Source organism: Terasakiispira papahanaumokuakeensis (genome assembly GCF_001709345.1).
GTDB lineage: Bacteria > Pseudomonadota > Gammaproteobacteria > Pseudomonadales > Halomonadaceae > Terasakiispira > Terasakiispira papahanaumokuakeensis.
This window is the reverse complement of record NZ_MDTQ01000001.1, coordinates 1,171,201-1,187,174: the sequence shown is the minus strand read 5'-3', so window position 1 is coordinate 1,187,174 and position 15,974 is coordinate 1,171,201. Positions and strand designations below refer to the sequence as shown.

The following is a 15,974-nucleotide window of genomic DNA, read 5'->3' as shown; positions in this document are numbered from 1 at the left end:
AAGATCACAACGGCTTCAAATGAAAAGTTCATCAAAGCTATAAATTGCTTACCATCGGGAACATCATTTTCTATTCAGCGCTCACAATTAGTTCCCAATGGGTACACTTTAACGGTTAAAACTATCTTACTAATGGGGCACCTTTCACTTGGTGTTCTAATAAAAATAAACGTTGCTCCATGTCCCGAATTCTCAATTTTTCTTCAATAAAGTTTAAAACATCACGCTGGTCTCTTTCGGGCAATCTAGAAAAAGTTTTCATGACATGCTGACACTGTTGGGAAGGCTCAGGGTTGTCATCATGCTTTTGATCTTTGAGGGGCGCAAGAGCCTCCGATATAGGCTCCTGCGCCAGGGAGGGCATCACGCCTTTTCCCAATAATAGCCAATCCAGAGAGACACCATACTGTGTCGCAATCTCTATGCAAACTGCATAAGGCACACGCTGCCTAGCTCGCCAAGAGCTGATCGTTTGTGGACTGGTATCCAACTGTCGTGATAAAGCGCTATCACTAGAAATATCAAATAGTTGCTTTAACCTTGCCAAGACATCATCGATATCAAGTTTACTCATTGTGTTTACAATCCGTTTGACATACTCTTTTTGAGTAAATAAATTAATGCGGTATGAGTAATAACTAATCAAAAAGGATAAGCTTGGGGTGAAGGATACAACACACGACGTAGGCAACGCCGGGCGCCATCAATATCCGGCGTCGAGAGCTATACAGGCAAGACTGGTTGCGCAAAACAGTTCTTTCCGCCAGTTCGCGCTCGAACGGGGTTATAAACCACGCACAGTGACCCAAGTCGTTGCTCGCTGGGCTAATAAACAGGAAATGCCACGAGGGCATCTTAGCTTATGCATTTTAAGGGATTTAAGCAGGACCATTGGCCAGGAAATTGTCCCCGGTATTTTAGGTCTAACCAATACATTAGAAAAAAATGATGATAGACCCATGAGCTAAGCGCTTACCTACAAGATAATCTCATATATTGATACATAACTCAGCATAGAATCCGCATGAAGGCGTTGATCATCTCCTGAGCCCCTATTGGTTTTAGCGATTACATTTAAGCGGCCGATATTGAAGTCCAGAACACATCAGCCCCCTCGCCTGACCCAGCCCTATATAATGGCGCTAAACGACAGTTCTCAGCGAGTTTATCAACCCTTACATCACGATTGAGATGCACAACTCGCCAGGCGGTGTTTAGCGTTCAACATATTGTATCAGTAGATCATGTAAATTTAACGAATCAAAATCATAGCCATGACTTGCCAATGCCTTCTTCCTCTATATAGAGCGCTAGAGCAACAAGAAAATAATGCCTTATCGATGGCAAAAGCCATTCCCTTCATATTGAGTAGGAGATTATGCCAATATTGATATGGCTCATCTCCAGGTCTTTGCGACAAATATAGAGGCAAGGGCATAGCTCTCGTTGATATCAACACAGCCAACGATCGCCACTAACAACAGGTTAATGACGCTTCATAGGTGGAAGAATTGACGGACTTGATTGAATCCAGCGAGCTTCTAACTCAGAGGCAGGTAAAGGACGGGAGAAGAAATAACCTTGTAGGCGCTTCACACCCAAGTCAGCACAGATATCCCGATGCACCGCCGTCTCAATCCCTTCTGCAACAGTCTCATAACCGAGAGAATGAGCAAAAGAGCAAATAGCCTTTAAGAGACTTGCCTGATCTTCGCTTTCAATATGCTGCACAAAAGCCTTATCAATTTTGAGGATATTAAAGGGGTACTCTTTCAAATGCGCTAACGACGAATATCCAGTACCAAAGTCATCCAAGGCCAGATTCACACCTAGCGAAGATAAGCTTTTCAACATATCCAAAGCCGCTAAGCTGCTTTCTAAACTGCTCTCGGTTAATTCCAATTCCAGTTGATTGGCCGGAATCTGGTAGCGATTTAAGCACTGAGTCAGGTGATCCACTAGACCCGTGTCTTTCAGCTGACGTGCTGAGAGATTCGCTGCAATCGAAAAGGTAAACGGTTTCGGTGATGTTTGGCGCCACTCACTGAACTGTTGGCAAGCGCGATCCAAAACCCACTGCCCCAGCTCATGAATCAGATCAGACTCTTCTGCCACGGGAATGAATTCATCAGGTGGAATCAGCCCAATATCGGGATGATCCCAGCGGATCAGTGCCTCAACGCCAACCAATGCCATTGAGCGAGCATCGACTTGAGGCTGGTAGAAGAGCACCAGTTGATCCTGATCGAGCGCTTTCTTCAGGTCTTGTTCAATCCGAATCCGACTTTCGACTTGATCATGAAAATGCCTGGAATAAAATTGAGCCTGGTTCCGCCCCATCGCTTTGGCTCGATACATGGCGACATCAGCACACTTCATCAACTCGACAGTATCGTCAGCACAATCGGGATACATCGCCACACCCAAACTCAACGTAATGGCGAGTTCCTGTTGCTCAATCACCGCCGGCGCTGTCATGGCTGCAAAAATACGCGCAACCAAGGCCTCAACCTCATCGACACTGCTGAGATCCGGCACCAGCACCGCAAACTCATCGCCTCCAAGTCGACAAAGCTCATCATCTTTACGCATAGACGACTTTAAGCGTTGTGCCACCATCTGCAAAAACTGATCACCGGCCACATGGCCCAAGGTATCGTTGATGTCTTTAAACTTATCCAGATCAAGCAATAACAAAGCGAGACTTTTATGATGGGCATCGGCCCAAAAGATGGCCTCATTCAGGGCCCGATCAAAATAATATCGATTACTTAATCCCGTGAGACTGTCTTCTTCCGCCAAACGGCGCATTTGTTCATGACTCTCGCGTACCTTTTGCTCTAGCTGATAACGTTCGGTGGCCATTAAAATCGCACGCTTTAAGCGAATCGCGGTCACCTCACTTTTCATTAAAAAGTCTTGAGCACCAGCTTCCACACATTGCAACGCAAGCGCTTCATCATGGCTGTGGCTGAGCATCAATACAGCGGTTGAGAAGCGTGGAATACGACGCAGTGCCTGCAAAACTTCGATGCCATTGGCAGGTGGCAGTTGATAATCCAGTAAAATAGCATCGTAATGGCGAGCAGTCGCCAGTGCCACACCCTCTTCAGCAGAAGCCGTCTGGTCCACAGTCTCTAACTGCAAACCGGATGCTTTGAGCGTCCGTAGTGCCGACATCCGATCAACGGTGTCATCATCAATAATCAGTAAGTCCATGCGCTCCTCAACATCAGGCTACCGGTAGCTCAACCAACCGCCAGTAATGATCCAAAAAAACAAACAACTGACTAAAGTCCTGGTGCAATGAAGACTTCACAATATAACCTGCCACATTATGTTGATAAACCGCTTGAACCTCTTCAGGGTTTTTAGATGTCGTCAACACAAACACGACCGTGCTACGCAATGTTTCATCGGCTCTCAACGCCGCTAATGTTTCAAAGCCATTCATTCGGGGCATATTGAGATCCAGCAACATAATCAAAGGGGATTTTACATCGCCGGCACGGAGCATCTGGAGCGCCTCTTCCCCATTTTTAGCTCGCATCAAAGAAGATCGCCATGACTGCTGTCTAAACGCACGTTCAACCCCCATCGCATCGACATCATCATCATCGACTAACAAAATGTTAAGAGCCCGTGGGGCATTCTGTTTCATCACCGCAGCGCCTCTCTTCACTGAATTTGCTTTAATTGCAACGCCGTTGGCCACGTAAACGTAAAGCAAGTCCCACGCCCCCCATCGGATTCAAGCCTAAACTCACACTCGTACCGCTCCAGTACTTTTTTGATGATCGATAAACCCAGCCCAGTCCCTTCCACTTCATCCCGGGGGCGCAAGGTATGGAACAACTCAAAAACTTTGTTGTGATATTCTGGCGGGATGCCCGGCCCATCATCTTGAACGGAAAAGTGATACCGATCTTCAGCTTCCCAGGCATGTATCCAAATCATCCCCTCAGCCTGATCATGATGCTTGATGGCATTGCCCATCAGATTACGCATGATCAACTCAAAAGGTGTGGCCAAGGTGGTGATGTCACCGATGTCGTCGTGACAAATGAGTTGAAACCCTGGCGGCGGGCTTAATAGCTGAAATAACTCTTCAACACGCTGTCGAATATTGAACGTCTCGAATTGAGCATCCTGACGACCCGCACGGGAATAGCTCAACAAATCATCCAATAAATGCTCAAGGCGCTGTGTTCGGCTTTGCAATAACCTCATATATTCCGCGGTTTCAGGGGTCAACTGATCTTGAATATCATCTTTGATCCAGCCTGACAGTTGAATAATGCCCCTAAGCGGTGCTTTTAAATCATGTGAGGCCACAAAAGCGAACTGATCCAGCTCTTTATTGGCCTCCTCCAGCTCGGCATTACGCGCTTCTAAATGGTGACGCGCCATCTCTAAATCACTTTGGCGCAGGCGCAAGTCTTCGGTGACTTCATCGGCATAGCGAACAGCCCTTTGATTGGCCCGAGCCATAACAATAAACAGTGCCAGCAGTAATGCATCAATGAGCAGCCCACCGATTAGAATCATCATCGGTTGGCTCTGAGTATGTTGATCTCTAAAGATACGAGAAGAGTGAACCGTAAATTGCCAAGGGCGGCCATACAAAGGGAGCGTTATCTCTTGGCGGAATAAGGGATCAGGATCATAGTTTTCAGAGTCTGGATTCAATTCGTTGTACAACACTTCATTGCCATCACGAATACTGAAATTCACTTGGCGATTGGTATTAGCTAAAGTACCGTCCATCAGTTTGTACATAATAAAAGGGGCATAGACTAACCCCAGAAAACGGCGATCATTGTCACCATAAGTCTCGGGCATCATCTCATCATCGGCATACCAAGGTGCATAAAACAGAAAGCCGGGTGTTTTTTGCGCATCCTGAACCAAGGTGATCGGCCCGGTAATATTGGCCTCACCGGTATCTCGCGCTTTCATCGCGGCCGTATAGCGGTTGCACTCATGGGCCATATCTAGCCCTACCGCCTTGCGGTTACTCGCCTGTGGTTCAATATAAGTAATGGGCCAATATTCAGGCTGGTCATGCTCAGGATGCATCATATAATCCGGCATCAACTGACGCTGCCAAGCCAGATAAGCATCGCGCTTTTCCGGCGGCACATAATGAATCACCCCCATTCCGTTAATGCCGGGAAACCGTGTTTCAATCTTCAAACTGGATGCAAAGACTCTCCAATCGTCTCGAGAAGCCTCCCCAGGCAGTGCATGCAAGGCGGCCACCCCAGCCCATAGCGCCTCTTCATACTTGGCCATGCGTTCTTGCACCTGAGCCACGATTTGCTCCGCTTGAAATTCAAACTGGGCTCGTGCTTTCTGCTCGACTTCTTTTGACGTGATATACCAGGCACTCAACGTTAATACGAGCGACAACCCCACCACCAACCAGTGATACCAATGCAACCGCCCTAAAGTATTCAATGTCGAATGGTGAACAGCATCAGTCATGGCAAATTCTCAGAGGCATGGGTATTGATTAAAAGCTTAGTCAGACTCCATCATTTTGCCCATTATCATCAACTCAAGGTATCCCATAGCGGGTATAAATCAGGACATAAAAAAACGGCTGTGCCTGCGACGTTTCGCAAGTACAGCCGATATAGAATAAAAAGAATAAAAAGAATAAAAAGCTAAGCGTTCAAGGCGCTTTAGCCCAGTACTTTACCTTCACGCCAATACCCCATACTGGAGACATTCGCTTTCGGCAATCCACATTCTTTCACGAGATACTGGCGAATGCTCCGCGCCACTTTAGACTCTGCCGCGATCCAGGCATAAAAAGGCGCGCCATCATCGGGCGCACCCAGCACCCAAAAGAGGCGATCTTCCACATCGTCTTGTGAGTCGCTCCCCTCATCGGGTGACGATTGCAGTTCATGGATTTCCTGTGAAAGATCCAACGCTCTCACCGCCTGAATCAGTAGATCACCATGAGCATGATCACCATGGTCGCCCTGCCCCTCCGCCTGCCGATCACGATTAAGCCACTGCACATTGACATGAGCTTGTGGGATGTCATCACCTAGCGGCTGGGCATCACCCGCCGCAGGCACTTCAAAGAAAGCGTCAACTTGGGGCCAGTGACCTGAAGCCTGAAGCGATTCGAGAATACCGCAGGCTGCGGGTACCGCCGTTTCATCCGCCACTAACAATAAACGCCGCATCCCTTGCGGGGGGCGCCATTCGAACCCAGCAGGCTCAGCCTCTGAGTCATTGACCGGGGCAATCATACCCAAACTATCTCCCGGCTGGGCTCGTGTGGCCCAACGTGAAGCGGGCCCTGTATCCCCATGCAAGACAAACTCAATATCGACTTCAGCGTCTTGGGCTCTCAAGGCCCGAATCGTGTAAGTCCGCATGGGGGGGCGAATACGCTCATCCAGGGCTCGATATTGACTGTACCAATCCGGCCCCGCTTGGCGGGCGATCTCGGACAAGGCTTCCAGTGACGCATCGCCATCAGGAAAAAAGAGCTTAATGCGCTGATCAGGGGCATAAGTCGCCATGTGATGCACATCGGGCCCGGAAAAAGTAAACCGAACTAAAGAGGTACTGATCTGAGTGCGTTGCTTAAGCGTAATATCAAAATAGCCGTAACTGGATTTGCCAGCCATCATTGAACTCCTGGATTGGGCGAGACGATGGCGGACACAGTACAACAATGATTCTCAATTGCAACCCCAAAAATAAGTCATGGGATTATCCACGACGCTCAACGCGCCAAGGAGGATTATGGCGATTTTCTCCTGCCCAATAGAGTTTCAATGTATTTCCGGCGGGATCCTTCAGCACGGCTTCGCGCCAAAGGTAGGTCTGATCCTGAGGGAGTTGCTCGAACACAATCCCCTTAGCTTGTAACTCTTCAACCCAGTGATCCAAATGGCGATGCTCAAAATAGACAATCACGCCACCCGGTTGGCTGGGAGGATCAGCCAATATCAGTGAGAATGTTGAATCACCTTCAGGGCATTCAAAACGGGTATATCGATCGCCTTCTACAATCTGGATAAATCCAAGTTTTAAATAAAATGCGACCGCTGCGGCCATATCATCAACCGGCAAAGTGACTTGATTCAGATTCATCGTCGACCTCCTAAATTACACTGCCTTGCCATCACAATCGGTAACCCGTCATGGGTGACACGCCTAAACGCCTCATTCAGAAGGCCACCTCATGCAGGTGGCTTACTCACAAAACACGCCCACTCGATACAACAAGATGACATATTTTCACCTTATGGCGTATGCCTTTCCCCACCCGTTCAGTGTTAGATATAAGGCTCACGATGTCATCATCCTCACACACAGGCGCCAAGGCCTGGCCGAGGCTTTTAGATCCGTTTGGTAGTTGACCCACATGCGTTTAGACCCGCGATCCCTACGTTTATTTGTTCAAGTTATCGAAACCGGTTCCATTGCCAAAGCCGCAGAGCGCTGTTTTATTGCGCCTTCCGCCATTTCCAAGCGCATCAGTGAGATGGAACAGCTGATCAATACCCCCTTATTAAAGCGCAATAATCGCGGCGTTGAGCCCACCGAAGCCGGGCGCGTATTACTTCAACTTGCCCGCCGAGTGCTCCACCAATTAGACGACATTTATAGCCAGATGCATGAGTTTGCCCATGGGGTCAGAGGTCAAGTCAGAATGGTGGCAAATATCTCGGCCATCTGCCAATTTCTCCCTCGCCAGCTGCGCTCCTTTCTGAACCAATATCCTCAGGTACAAGTCCACCTGGAAGAAAAGATCAGTGATGATGTGATCCGGCTCGTCGCCGAAGATGCAGCCGATATTGGTATCTTCACCGCACCGGCGATCAGCATCGAGCATCCGGCCTTGCATATTTACCCCTATAAAACAGACCGTTTAGTCGTGATCACCACGCCGAATCATCCGTTATCTGAGTATCAAGAACTCCACTTTGCCCAAACCCTCGGCCATGACTATGTGGGTCTCCATACGGGAAGCGCTATCAACAATCAGATACTGTCAGCGGCGACCGATGCCAATGAAATCCTGCGCATGCGTATTCAAGTCACCAGCTATGAAGCCTTATGCGGCATGGTGGAAACGGGCCTCGGAATAGGCTTGATGCCACACGATGTCGCACGTGCTTATTTGCAGGCGGGTCGAGTAAATGTCATCCCCTTACTGGATCATTGGGCCAGCCGTGAGTTGAAACTTTGTGTCAAACGTTCCAATACCCAGCAAGACAACCCAGAGACCCCCATGGAAGCGACAGCTCACCTGCTAAACCACTTGAGAACCACCTAGGACCCGCCTAAAAAAGGTCTCACGAGAGATCTTTTTGCATACAACTTAAGTCTCAACCGTGATAAACCGCCCTTTTCAACAATCTCGTAATGACGGGCGCTCGCGGCCTGCCATCTCCAAAAGAGATGGCAGCGTCTCAATTCTCGACTTCGACCACCTTGAGCACAACGGCATGATCAAACACTCACCAGTTCAACCCAGAATCAATAATGCCTATTCACTGATGAGAGCAAAAGGATGGATCATCAAGCGCAGAGCCCACTCATGTCAGCACAAACGCTGCCATTAAAAGGCGTTCGTGTACTGGAACTCGGTTCACTGATTGCCGGCCCTTATGCTGCCAGCCTACTGGCTCAATTCGGAGCAGAAGTCATTAAGGTCGAGCCGCCCGGCACCGGCGACCCCTTACGCCGCTGGCGCAAGATGTACAAAGACACTTCGCTCTGGTGGTACTCACAGAGTCGAAACAAAAAATCCATCACGCTGAATCTCAAGTCGCCAGAGGCTCAGTCCATTATTCATGAGCTGGTCAAAGATGTTGACATCGTGATTGAGAACTTCCGCCCAGGCACCTTAGAAAAATGGAACCTCGGCTGGGATCAACTCAGCGCGATCAATCCAGCGTTAATCATGGTTCGGGTGTCGGGTTATGGGCAAGATGGTCCCTATTCACCACGCCCGGGATTTGCCGCCATTGCCGAATCCATTAGCGGATTGCGCTATGTCTCAGGCTATCCAGACCGCGCACCGGTACGGGTTGGCGTCAGTATCGGTGATACCTTAGCGTCGTTGTACGGCGTGATTGGCGCCATGATGGCCATGCATCACCTTAAAGTGAACCAAGGGGTCGGCCAGGTGGTGGATGTCGCCTTGTATGAATCCGTCTTTGGGGTGATGGAAAGCATGATCCCAGAATACGGCATGTTTGGCTTTGTTCGCGAAAGAACCGGTGCCAGCATGCCCGGCATTGCGCCGAGTGGCTCTTACCTCACCGCAGACCAGCGCTATATCGTCATCGCCGCCAATGCGGACAGTATTTTCAAGCGCTTGATGACCGCAATGAATCGCCCGGACCTGGCTGACGACCCTGAGCTGGCCCATAACGATGGTCGTGCGCGCCGCAGCGCTGAACTGGATGACGCCATCACCGCCTGGACCACCCAGCATACCCTCACACAGGCCCTAGACAAACTCGAAGCCGCCGCCGTCCCGGCCAGTGGCATTAACAACGCTGAAGATATCTTTAACGACCCCCACTTTCGCGCGCGTGACATGATTGTGGAACGACCACTACCAGACGGTGAATCAATCTCACTGCCGGGTATTGTGCCCAAGCTCAGCGCCACCCCCGGCAGTACGCGTTGGCTGGGCCCGCAACTGGGTGAACACACCGAAGAAGTGCTGGGATCATTAGGCATGACACCCGCGCAAATCCAAGCACTGCGCGATGAAGAGGTCATCTAATGAACATCTCACTATTTGCATCCCCGTTACCTCAGGCTGTACGCGTTAACGAAGTGGTCACCCGAGACGGCTTTCAAAGTGAAGACCGGTTTGTGCCGACCACCGACAAAGTGGCCATGATCGATCGCCTGTCGAACCTGGGGCTGCATAAAATTGAAGTCACCTCTTTCGTCTCACCCAAGGCGATTCCGAATTTGAGTGATGCCGCTGAAGTCATGCAGCAGATTACGCGCAATCCAGCAGTCACTTACGTCGCCCTTATCCCTAACGAGAAAGGGGCCGCCCGCGCGGTCGAAAGCCAAGTGGACGAAGTCAACCTGGTGATGTCACTGAGTGAAGATCACAACCTGTCCAATATGCGGATGACCTGTGCCGAATCCCTGGCGCAGTTTGAGCGGATTGTGCAGCAACTCTCTGGCACCGGCATTCGTATTAACGGCTCCCTAGCCACCTCATTTGGCTGTCCTTTTGCGGGCTTGCAGCCGCAACAGAAAGCCCTCGACATGGTGGCGCGTTACCTCGATAGCGGCATTGAGACGATTACGATTGCCGACACCACAGGGATGGCAGGCCCCAAACAAGTCTTTGAACTGTGTCATGACTTGCGCCAGCGTTATCCCAGCGTCGATTTCACCCTGCACCTGCATAACACCCGCGGCATGGGGCTAGCGAATGTGATGGCCGGTCTGGCAGCGGGTATCGACCAATATGATGCCTCGCTTGGCGGCCTGGGCGGCTGCCCTTACGCCCCCGGCGCAACCGGCAACATTTGCACAGAAGATCTGGTGCAGATGATCGAGACACTCGCCGTCGATACCCATGTGGATCTCAACGGTTTAGTCGAGCTTTCACGCACCCTGCCCGCACTCGTCGGCCATGAAACGCCCGGCCAAGTCAGTAAAGCAGGGCTCTGCGATGAAACACGCCCTCTCTCTGCCAACCTGCAAGCACTCAAGGAGGCCAAGCTCAGCCCACACCCCATTTAACGATTTCGAACATCAGTCTCTATTCAACCACTGATCAGTCACCTCAGCATGGAATGTGTCGTTGATATCACCGGAGCCCTTATCGAGCAAGCAATCGCCGAGAAAGCAATCGCCGAGAAAGCCGTTGACCATGACACATGTTCGCGATAATTCAATAAAATCAGGGACTTATTACAAGGATTCATATCATGAAAATAACAACAATGCTGCGACATACTGTATTAGCCATGGCGTTGACCGCCGCCGGGCCAGTACTTGCCAAAACGACCTTACAAATCTCATTACAATTACCGATCACCCATCACTTGGGACAAAACCTCGAAGATTTTAAACAAGAAGTTGAAGCACAAAGTGATGGCGATATTGAAGTCCGCATCTTCCCTTCAGCCCAGCTGTTCAAAGACAGTGAAGTTCATCAGGCGGTGACGTCTGGGGCCGTCAACATGGGCGTGCTGAACCTGACACAACTAGCGGGCACCATTCCGGCTGTCGATGTGTTCTATGTGCCATTCATGTTCCCGACGCCTGAAAAAGTGGCGGCTGCAACATCTCCTGATAGCCCCGTGCGCGAGCTGCTTGATGCCGAGATCTTGAAAACCGGCGCTCGCCCACTGTGGTGGCAGGCCTATGGTGGCGTCGCCTTGCTATCCAAAGAAATCCCCATTAAGCGCCCAGAAGATATGGCCGGTATGAAAGTCCGTGTTTTTGGGAAAACACTGGGTGAATTTGTTCGCGCTGTCGGTGGTGCCCCCGTCTCGATTCCAGGTTCCGAACAATTTCTGGCTTACCAACGTGGTGTCGTTGATGCCGGTATGACTGGGGTGAGCGCGGTAGGCCCTCGTAAACTGTATCAAGTCATGAATAACCTCACCGTCACCAACCATGCTGACATTGAGTTTATGACCATCATTAATGAGCAATTCTGGCAATCACTGCCGGATGAGCATAAAGCCATCATCACCGCCGCAGCCCGCAAAGTAGAGAAGCAACTGCGTGAAAAAATGCAGGGGCTTGAGCAGCAGGCGATCGTCGATGCCTCGGAAAAAATGAATGTCATCCATTTGGATGATGACGATGTGACCGCCTGGCGTGAAGCGACCCAACCGGTGCTCCAAAAATTCCTGGAGAACTCAGGCGAACTGGGTCAAAAAGTGGTCGACGCGGCGCAGTCACTGTGATTTCAATGGCGGCATAATCCGCATCCAGAACGCTCATGTCCGTAACACCACCGGGCATGGGCGTTACACCTCCAGCGTTCAACAGCCGCTCATACACAATCCATATAACACAACGGTGATTCAGGCAACCGCTGACCCGACACCGAATGATGTCCTGTCCCTGCCAAGGTGATGTTATGTCTGAGACCCCTACTCATAACACTGAACACAGCCCTGAACATAGCGCTGAACACAGCGCTGAAAAACAGGCGACACAACACTGGAGAGCCCAGCACCCCGCTGCATGGATACGCTTGTCTTATTACATTGCGTGGGGATGCGGCCGCCTATCCGCACTATTCTTTGTGCTGATTGCGGCGGTCATTACCTTTGAAGTGGTCGCTCGCTACGTTTTTCACGCCCCCACCATTTGGTCTGAAGATATTTCGTTAATGTGTCAAATCTGGGCCACCTGCTTAGGCGCCAACTGGGTGCTACAACATAACGCCCTGATTCGCATTGATCTACTGACTCGCCACTTAAAAGGCATCAAAAGCCAAATCGCGGACTGCCTATCCCTATCCGTGGTGGTCTTCTTCTCAGGCTACATCAGTTATTACGGCTTCGAGCTAACACGAGAAGCCATCAGCATGGGTTCAGCCTCCGCCACCATGCTCGGCCTCCCCCTTTGGATGACCAAAAGCGCCATTCCCGTGGGGTTTGGCCTACTCACCTTACAAGCGATCACTGAAATGGTGTTGGTCTTATCGGGGCATCAACAAGCCCAAGAAGAGGTAATGATCTAATGACTGTGCCCCTGATTCTTGGCATTTTGATCCTTTTATTACTGGTTGGCGTGCCCGTTGGCTTTGCACTGGGCGGCCTCGGCCTAAGCATGCTGCTCTATGCGGGATTCTCTCCCGTGATGGCGCCGATGGCGCTGTACTCCTCTTTCGACAGCTTCATCCTGCTGTCAGTCCCGCTGTTCCTGCTGATGTCCAATATCCTGCTCCAAGGCGGCGTCGGCAAAGATTTATTCAACGCCGTTCAAGCTTGGGTCGGTCATTGGCCTGGCGGGCTGGGCATTGCCACCATTACCTCATGTACGATCTTCTCCGCGATTTCAGGCTCATCAGTCGCCACCGCCGCCACCATCGGCAGTGTGGCCATCAAAGAAATGACCGACCGCGGTTATAACCGCTCCTTCGTCTATGGCCTTATTGCCGCAGGGGGCACCCTGGGCATATTGATCCCGCCCTCAATCCCAATGATTGTCTATGGCGTGATCACCGAAGAATCGATTGTCGACCTATTCCTGGCGGGGATTATTCCCGGCTTGATGTTGGCTAGCGCCTTTATCGTGTATAGCTTCTTATACGCCCGCTTTAGCCGCCACTACGTGCCCAGCCCTAAAGTCACTGGCGCAGCGCGTTATCAAGCCAGCCTACGAGCACTACCGACCATCTTGTTGGCCGTGGTCATCATTGGCGGCATCTATACCGGCATTTTCACACCCACAGAATCTGCCGCGATTGGCGTCGCGGCGTCACTCGTGATCGTGCTGGCGATGCAACGGATGAACATCGATAAATTCAAACAAGCCTGCATCAGCACCATGAAGACCACCGTTACCATCTTCCTGATCATTGCCGGTGCGAAAGTCTTTGGTAAAGCCATTACCCTCTACCAAATTCCCCAAGACATCTCTTACTTAGTCACCACCCACTTCACCGATGTCGGCTTATTTATTTTGGCCGTGTGCTGCGTCTTACTGATCATGGGATTCTTCCTGGAATCCATCTCCATGCTCCTCATCATGATGCCCGTACTCGACCCATCACTAGGCGCACTAGGGATCGACCCCATCTGGTTTGGCGTCATCTTCGTGATCATGATCGAATGCGCATTAATCACCCCACCGGTGGGCCTCAACATCTTCGTGATCCAAGCCGTCTCCGGCGGCACATCGGTTGAAGTCATCAAAGGCGTCTGGCCCTTCATGATGATCATGCTGGCCTGCCTACTGCTGGTTTACCTGATCCCCAGCACAGCACTCTACCTCCCCTTCTTTATGTAACGCGGCACCAACCGCCAACCCCCTCAGACACGCCCCATGAGGGCGTTATAAACGAACAAAACCCTGCGCTTTGGCAGGGTTTTGTTTTTATAAACACTTAGGTTCTCAGACAGAAATATAAATACCCTCGAAACGAGGTCATGCAGAGCATATCCAAAGGACTACGGCTACAGCTGATCCTGATCATTGATGACCACCATCGGCGTTTGGTTGTCGTCATGCTTGAATCGAGCCATCACCGCCTCTTGCGTTTACAAGCCCGACCACATCATCGTTCTAGAGGTTTTCTACAGCCTGAACGCTCGGCTCTACGGCTTGCAAAAGCGGAGGCATAGCCGGAGGTTTTGCAAGTCCGACAGCAGCCGTTTGTTATACAATTTCTATTGCCCACGTTTTAACTGCTTCATCAGCCAATAACTCTTGTCTAGCATCAATAGCCTTTTTATCCCAAATGTCGGCATCCAATATAGAGCGTGTAAGCTTGAACTCCGTTTGCAAAGAAAGTAGCTGCTCTTTCTTTTCTTCAAAAGACTTTGAGCCAATCCTTTTGTTTTTGTCTTTAGACACTAACGCCATGTTTCCGAGGCGATTTACGTAATAACTTTTAGATTCATTATCAATGCTTGTTATTTCAGAGGTCCAAAACTGGTTTCCGTTCTTAGGCATTACATGTTCTAGATTTACTTTTTCAGGGTCGGAGTTAACAACTTTTTCCTCACCAGACAATCTATTTTCAATTTCTATCAGCAAGTATCTGGCACGCTTCGTATCTGATAGTGTCTTTGTAATAAACGAAGAGCGAAACTCATCATCGCTCGGATAAATTGGTTTTAAATGCCTAAACACATGAGCAGATTTGGAGTATTCTCCACTTCTAATCTTCTTCGGTATTTCCGAGTAATAGTTAGATGATACGCCAGTTCGACCCTCACAAATTAAATTGTACCTAACGGCCATAACCACCAAGACATGCGACAGCTTTTTAAATTCATTGACCTCAAACTTATCTGATGCCGCCATCAAAACGGGCAAGCTTTGCTGCGAATCCAAAAGCCTCAACGTTAATATATGTTTTCTCGTTTCTTGTTCGTGAACATCCCAATACGAACTGCTTGGATTTTGCAAAGCAGAATATATTCGTGATGATATTGCTATTTTATTTGAAAAGCTTACCGCTTCTTGTGCTGAAGATATTTGATCTCTAATTATCCTGAATAAGCCTGTCTTTGAACTTCTGCCGTAGTGTGAAGACCAGAAATGTGACAAAAATCTGTTTTTCGGGTCTATTTCCAAAAGATTTTCTTTAACCAAGCTCCACTTTTCTTTAACCTCATTAATATAGCTCTTTGATTTTGAAAACAAGTGATTTTTAAGCAAATCCATTGTATCTAGAGAGCGACCACGATCATTCAGTGTTTCAAAAATAACATAGGCATCAGCTTCATCTTGAACGCTCAATACTAATATTTTTACTTTTTCGAAAAGGTAATTATGTAGCTCCAACAACTTGTCTTCATTACTAGCTATATGATTTTCGACAAGATCCCAAAGCGATAAAATTGATTGCAGAAGGAGATAGTTTGAATTTTTCTTGAGGTAACTTTTTTGGCCCTCTTTAATCTGTTCCTTTGTTGCGTCAGCAATGACAAAGGTTCTGAAAGTATCATTATTCTCCTCATTCATGAAAAACTTTTCAGAAGTTTTTAGTGTCATAACATCCTGCTCACCAAAAAACTTATTTCTGAACCAATCCGCTCGCTCGTTATCTCCTGAAAATCTAAACATTCTGCGAATGATGCTTATTAAAATTAATGATGTTGTTAGCCGCTGCTGCCCATCTATAAGTTCCAAATAATCGCCTGAATTCTTAACAACTATAGGACCTATGAAATATTCGCCTCGTTTATTTTCAATGGCTTCTACCACATCATCCCAGAGCTGGGAAACTTCGTCCTCTGTCCAAGCATAGCTCTGATCTT

At 49.2% G+C, this 15,974-nt stretch carries 14 protein-coding genes; 7 read left to right on the top strand and 7 right to left on the bottom strand.

The window, feature by feature from the left end:
- Positions 1 to 121 precede the first annotated feature (121 nt).
- From BFW38_RS05205 to BFW38_RS05175, 6 genes are all read right to left on the bottom strand, one after another.
- Positions 122 to 574, bottom strand: a complete 453-nt coding sequence (locus BFW38_RS05205; RefSeq protein ID WP_068997428.1) for a helix-turn-helix domain-containing protein — start codon at positions 572 to 574, stop codon at positions 122 to 124.
- A gap of 911 nt (positions 575 to 1,485) precedes the next feature.
- Positions 1,486 to 3,219, bottom strand: a complete 1,734-nt coding sequence (locus BFW38_RS05195) for a putative bifunctional diguanylate cyclase/phosphodiesterase (protein WP_068997426.1) — start codon at positions 3,217 to 3,219, stop codon at positions 1,486 to 1,488.
- 13 nt (positions 3,220 to 3,232) lie between these two features.
- The gene (locus BFW38_RS05190) at positions 3,233 to 3,661 is read right to left on the bottom strand and encodes a response regulator (RefSeq protein ID WP_068997425.1); all 429 of its coding nucleotides are present in this window, start codon (positions 3,659 to 3,661) and stop codon (positions 3,233 to 3,235) included.
- Between the two features lie 17 nt (positions 3,662 to 3,678).
- Positions 3,679 to 5,487 (bottom strand): CHASE domain-containing protein, encoded by a 1,809-nt coding sequence (locus BFW38_RS05185; RefSeq protein WP_068997424.1) that lies wholly within the window; start codon positions 5,485 to 5,487, stop codon positions 3,679 to 3,681.
- Positions 5,488 to 5,687: 200 nt separating this feature from the next.
- Complete coding sequence (locus tag BFW38_RS05180) at positions 5,688 to 6,656, bottom strand: siderophore-interacting protein (protein ID WP_342668840.1); 969 nt, start codon at positions 6,654 to 6,656, stop codon at positions 5,688 to 5,690.
- Between the two features lie 82 nt (positions 6,657 to 6,738).
- Complete coding sequence (locus BFW38_RS05175) at positions 6,739 to 7,122, bottom strand: VOC family protein (RefSeq protein WP_068997422.1); 384 nt, start codon at positions 7,120 to 7,122, stop codon at positions 6,739 to 6,741.
- 274 nt (positions 7,123 to 7,396) lie between these two features.
- Between BFW38_RS05175 and BFW38_RS05170 the strand changes: the two genes are divergently transcribed.
- The 7 genes from BFW38_RS05170 (at position 7,397) to BFW38_RS17825 (ending at position 14,330) form a co-directional block, all read left to right on the top strand.
- On the top strand, positions 7,397 to 8,311 hold the full coding sequence (locus BFW38_RS05170; protein ID WP_068997421.1) for a LysR family transcriptional regulator: 915 nt from the start codon (positions 7,397 to 7,399) through the stop codon (positions 8,309 to 8,311).
- Positions 8,312 to 8,548: 237 nt separating this feature from the next.
- Positions 8,549 to 9,775: a CaiB/BaiF CoA transferase family protein gene (locus tag BFW38_RS05165; protein ID WP_084004471.1), complete on the top strand. Its 1,227-nt coding sequence runs from the start codon at positions 8,549 to 8,551 to the stop codon at positions 9,773 to 9,775.
- Positions 9,775 to 10,761, top strand: a complete 987-nt coding sequence (locus BFW38_RS05160) for a hydroxymethylglutaryl-CoA lyase (protein ID WP_068997420.1) — start codon at positions 9,775 to 9,777, stop codon at positions 10,759 to 10,761. Before BFW38_RS05165 ends, BFW38_RS05160 begins: the two co-directional genes overlap by 1 nt.
- A gap of 188 nt (positions 10,762 to 10,949) precedes the next feature.
- Entirely contained in the window at positions 10,950 to 11,939 is a 990-nt protein-coding gene (locus BFW38_RS05155; RefSeq protein WP_175400938.1) for a TRAP transporter substrate-binding protein, read from the top strand.
- A 176-nt stretch (positions 11,940 to 12,115) separates the two neighbouring features.
- Entirely contained in the window at positions 12,116 to 12,724 is a 609-nt protein-coding gene (locus BFW38_RS05150; protein ID WP_068997418.1) for a TRAP transporter small permease, read from the top strand.
- The gene (locus tag BFW38_RS05145) at positions 12,724 to 13,995 is read left to right on the top strand and encodes a TRAP transporter large permease (protein ID WP_068997417.1); all 1,272 of its coding nucleotides are present in this window, start codon (positions 12,724 to 12,726) and stop codon (positions 13,993 to 13,995) included. The genes BFW38_RS05150 and BFW38_RS05145 overlap by 1 nt, the downstream gene beginning before the upstream one ends.
- A 140-nt stretch (positions 13,996 to 14,135) precedes the next feature.
- The gene (locus BFW38_RS17825; protein WP_139116561.1) at positions 14,136 to 14,330 is read left to right on the top strand and encodes a hypothetical protein; all 195 of its coding nucleotides are present in this window, start codon (positions 14,136 to 14,138) and stop codon (positions 14,328 to 14,330) included.
- Between the two features lie 34 nt (positions 14,331 to 14,364).
- Here BFW38_RS17825 and BFW38_RS05140 read toward each other — a convergent pair.
- A partial coding sequence (locus BFW38_RS05140; RefSeq protein ID WP_175400937.1) for a DUF262 domain-containing protein occupies positions 14,365 to 15,974 on the bottom strand: 1,610 nt, incomplete at its 5' end.

Coding starts and splice junctions, on each gene's coding strand:
- BFW38_RS05205 (WP_068997428.1), bottom strand. CDS start 574: ATGAGTAAACTTGATATCGATGATGTCTTGGCAAGGTTAAAGCAACTA.
- BFW38_RS05195 (WP_068997426.1), bottom strand. CDS start 3,219: ATGGACTTACTGATTATTGATGATGACACCGTTGATCGGATGTCGGCA.
- BFW38_RS05190 (WP_068997425.1), bottom strand. CDS start 3,661: ATGAAACAGAATGCCCCACGGGCTCTTAACATTTTGTTAGTCGATGAT.
- BFW38_RS05185 (WP_068997424.1), bottom strand. CDS start 5,487: ATGACTGATGCTGTTCACCATTCGACATTGAATACTTTAGGGCGGTTG.
- BFW38_RS05180 (WP_342668840.1), bottom strand. CDS start 6,656: ATGATGGCTGGCAAATCCAGTTACGGCTATTTTGATATTACGCTTAAG.
- BFW38_RS05175 (WP_068997422.1), bottom strand. CDS start 7,122: ATGAATCTGAATCAAGTCACTTTGCCGGTTGATGATATGGCCGCAGCG.
- BFW38_RS05170 (WP_068997421.1), top strand. CDS start 7,397: ATGCGTTTAGACCCGCGATCCCTACGTTTATTTGTTCAAGTTATCGAA.
- BFW38_RS05165 (WP_084004471.1), top strand. CDS start 8,549: ATGGATCATCAAGCGCAGAGCCCACTCATGTCAGCACAAACGCTGCCA.
- BFW38_RS05160 (WP_068997420.1), top strand. CDS start 9,775: ATGAACATCTCACTATTTGCATCCCCGTTACCTCAGGCTGTACGCGTT.
- BFW38_RS05155 (WP_175400938.1), top strand. CDS start 10,950: ATGAAAATAACAACAATGCTGCGACATACTGTATTAGCCATGGCGTTG.
- BFW38_RS05150 (WP_068997418.1), top strand. CDS start 12,116: ATGTCTGAGACCCCTACTCATAACACTGAACACAGCCCTGAACATAGC.
- BFW38_RS05145 (WP_068997417.1), top strand. CDS start 12,724: ATGACTGTGCCCCTGATTCTTGGCATTTTGATCCTTTTATTACTGGTT.
- BFW38_RS17825 (WP_139116561.1), top strand. CDS start 14,136: ATGCAGAGCATATCCAAAGGACTACGGCTACAGCTGATCCTGATCATT.